1 protein-coding gene is annotated in these 3,743 nt (G+C 69.9%); it reads left to right on the forward strand.

Annotated features, from left to right (window positions below; all coding sequences use genetic code 11):
• The first annotated feature begins 730 nt into the window (after positions 1–730).
• Complete coding sequence (locus tag MJ783_RS21030) at positions 731–3,676, forward strand: DEAD/DEAH box helicase (RefSeq protein ID WP_370651752.1); 2,946 nt, start codon at positions 731–733, stop codon at positions 3,674–3,676.
• Positions 3,677–3,743 lie beyond the last annotated feature (67 nt).

The following is a 3,743-nucleotide window of genomic DNA, read 5'->3' on the forward strand; positions in this document are numbered from 1 at the left end:
AACGACGGCAGCTGGCTCTACGGCTACATCTCCCAGATCGGCGCAGGAGCCGGCGGCTTCGGCTGGCTGCTCGACGAAAAAGTCGTCCGCACCGGAACGTTCTGTGGCTGATGGGCCCGTCCGTGGCACGGACGGGCGGTTGACCCGGCGCCTGCGCACGATTACCAGCCGACAAGGCAACCAGCCAATGGATGGAGCCCATGCAACGAATATCTGGCCGGCTCATCATGGCGATCGTGATCGGAGAGATAGAGTGGCCGGCAGCCATGAGTTGATCATCAGTGGTGACGGCGCTGGTGACGGCGGAGACAGCGGCTCACATTACCGGCCTGGGCCAGGCCCTGATGGCTCGGGCTCCGCTCACACCGACGGTGCGGAGACGGACGGGCGCACAAGCGTCATGGATATCGCGGAGGCCCGGTGGGGGATCTTGCCGCAGCTGGCGCACGAGCGGTTCGGCCAGCCGGGCTGGTCCTACGACGATGTTGCGCCCCGCGGCTGCCCGCGATGCGACCGCACGCTACACTGCCTCCGAAAATCGGATATGAGCGGCGGACGGCCGCAACGCTACGTCGCTCTGGTGTGCCCGCATTGCGCGGCAACGTTTACCTTGGCGGATCTGGGTGTACGGACCTTCGGTGGGCTGCGGCGTCGGCGGAGCGCTCCCCGGCGGCGCAGGGCAGCATCGCCGCGGTCCTGCGCCGACGATGACGGCCAGCTCCCCGGCGGGATGAGCATGGGTGTCGTTCACGCTGAGGATGCCTGGAAGCTCGCCGCGGGGCGGCTCGATCCGCGACTCGCGCCAGGTTACTTTGCGGCGGGCGGGCCGCGGCCGGGGCCCACTGCTGTCTCCGTGCCTGATCCCGGAACACCGCAACCGGTGACTGAACGCAGGCTCCTGTACTGGTGCAAGATCGCAGATCCGTGGGCTGACGTCCCGTCCCAGCCGGCCGGGGTGGACGTGCGCGTGCTGGTCCCGCTGGCGGCGGACTTCGACGCGCTGTGTGCGCTGATGAGCGCCGCTGGGGTGCCGCATCGACGGGTGCGTCACTGGGTCGAGGCGGAGACGGTCAGCACAGTCGGGCCGGATGGTGCGTTGGCTGCGCTACGCGCGGTACCCGGTTTTCTCCCGGCCACGAGCACCGCGAAGCTGCGGACGGCGGGCGTTGTTGGATTGGCCGCGGAGGCGGCCCGGGACGCGTTCGAGCTGGCCTGGGACAACCATGGCGAGCCGTTCCTCCCGGCCTGGAGCCCCGTCGACGCTGGGACGATCGTGCCTGCGGAATGGCTGCCCTACCTGCCCCATCCCGGGCTGAACCCGGCACAGGCGGAGGGCGCGCCGCACGTGCTGCGCGACAACACCCACCTTCTCGTCGCCGCGCCGACCGGGTCGGGCAAGACCGCGATCGGCATGCTTGCCGCGCTTAAGGCCATCCTCGGTGAGGGGCGCAAAGCGGCCTGGTTGGTGCCGCAGCGGTCACTGACCGATGAGCTTGACCGCGAGCTTGCCACCTGGCGTGCGCAGGGGCTGCGGGTGGAGCGTCTTTCCGGTGAGCACGTGGTCGACGTGGAGCGGGCCCGCGAGGCCGATCTGTGGGTGTCGACGACGGAGAAGTTCGAGTCGGTGTGCCGGGCGACGTCGCTGCGTGTCGCGCTGGGTGAGGTGGGCTGCCTGGTCGTCGACGAGATCCATCTGTTGGGCAGTGCCGGGCGGGGGCCGCTGTTGGAGGCGTTGCTGGCCCGGATGCGTGGTGCGGGATCACCGGTGCGGATCGTCGGGCTGTCAGCGACGGTCGCAAATGTCGACGAGGTCGCCGGGTGGCTCGGCGCTCGCGTCGTGACGACCACGTGGCGCCCGTCCCGGTTGACCTGGCAGCTGCCGATGATCCCGGCCACCGCCGACCGTAGGACCGACAACGCCAACAGGCTGCGGGCGGCCACGGCGTTGACGCGTATGGTCACCGATGACGGTGGCAGTGTGCTGGTGTTCTGCGGAAGCCGGCGCAACGTTCGCGTGACCGCGCTCATGATTGCGGCCGACCGGGGCGCGGACATCCGCGGCATCGACCCGGATGACGGCTCCCGCGTTCACCAGGTGTGTACCGCGGCCGGTGTGGGCCTGCACTACAAGGACTGGGAGTACCGCCGTGAGGCGGAACGCGCCTTCCGTGACCGCGCTCTGGATGTCCTCGTCGCGACGACGACGGTGGCGGCCGGGGTGAACCTGCCCGCGCGGGCGGTCGTCGTCCGGGACACCCGCATCGGTCTGGACAGGATCGACGTGGCGACGGTGCAGCAGATGTTCGGCCGGGCCGGCCGGGTCGGTGCCGGGGAGACCGAGGGATGGTCCTACCTGGTCGTCGACGAGACGGAGCGGGCGACCTGGCAGAACCGGCTCGTCGAGGGGTACGCGGTCCGCTCCCACATCGCGGACAGTCTTGCCGATCATCTACTGGCGGAGACGGCTCAGCGGCGCGTCCACACCCTCACCGACGCGGAGAACTGGTGGCTGAGCACGCTCGCTTATCATCAGGGTGCCGAAGGGCTCACGCCGGTGCGGGATGCCGTCGACCTGCTGGTGGAGGGTGGGTACCTCGCACTGGTCGCCGAGCCGGATGTCGGCACGGTGCTCAGGGTCACCGAGCTGGGCACCCTGACGACCCGGTTCATGGTTCCGGTCAAGATCGGCATGCGACTGCGGAGCCTGCTCGCGGAGGCCGACCGGCGGCCCCACGACCCCGAGGACGCCGAGCGGCTGCTCGGGCTGGCGATCAGCGTCAGTGTCCCGCAGTTCGCCGAGGCCCCGGTGACGGACGATCTGCGTCCCCGGGTGGCACGGCTGCTGCGCGCCCGGGGATATCTGGAGCTGGTTGACGCCCCAGGAGGTGCGCTCGGTCTCGTTCCGTCAACCGCCGCGGCGCCGGGCGATCTGGCGCAGGTCGCGATCGCGCTGGTCGCGAACAGCCCGCGGGCGTTCAGCCGGCCGGCGCGGAGAATCGCCGGGCTGCCATCCTCGGTCCTGCTGCCGATTCTCAGCGAGATGCCGCGTTATTTCGCCTGGCTGGCGGCGCAGGGTGAGCTGGCCACTGTCGCGCCGTGGGTTGCCGTCATCGCGGGGGATCTCGGCCGGCGCATCCGTTGGCGGCAGCTCGCGCCCACCCGTGGCGCGGGCCGGCTGCTGTGGATGTGCGAGCAGATGGCGACCCCGCTGCGAGCGGAGCGCATCGTGCCGCTGCTGTTCACAGCCGCCCGCGAACACGGTGTGACAGCCCCGGACTGGCCGGTGGGCCGTGCCCCGGCCCAATGCCAGCTGGATGCCCAGGAATATGTGGCGTTGCTGCGTGACCGGGCGACCGACAGCCTCGTCACCGAGGCCGACGACCGCGTGAAGGTCACCACGCCGAACGGGACAGCGGCGGTGGTCTGGGCGGGTGACCAGCACATCGCCGTCGGGTCGCCGGCCGGGCAGTGGATGTCCTATCCGGGTACCGGAGAGTCTGGCACCGGTATCGCTGACGGTTCCGGTGCGGCCAACGGTTCCGCCGGCTATTCACGCGAGGCCCACGCACCGGCCCTGGAACGCGGGGTCAGCGTGTTCTCCTGGCGGGGCGACCAGATGAGCACGGGATGGCTCAGCAGCTACAACGGTATCCATGGCCAGGCGGGGTTCGCATAGCGCCGCGGCAATCCAAGCTGCCAGGTAAACATACAAATCAGCACTCCAATCGGGGTTCCGGAGCTCC

The organism is Protofrankia sp. Cj3, from assembly GCF_917627355.1.
Taxonomy (GTDB): Bacteria; Actinomycetota; Actinomycetes; order Frankiales; family Frankiaceae; genus Protofrankia.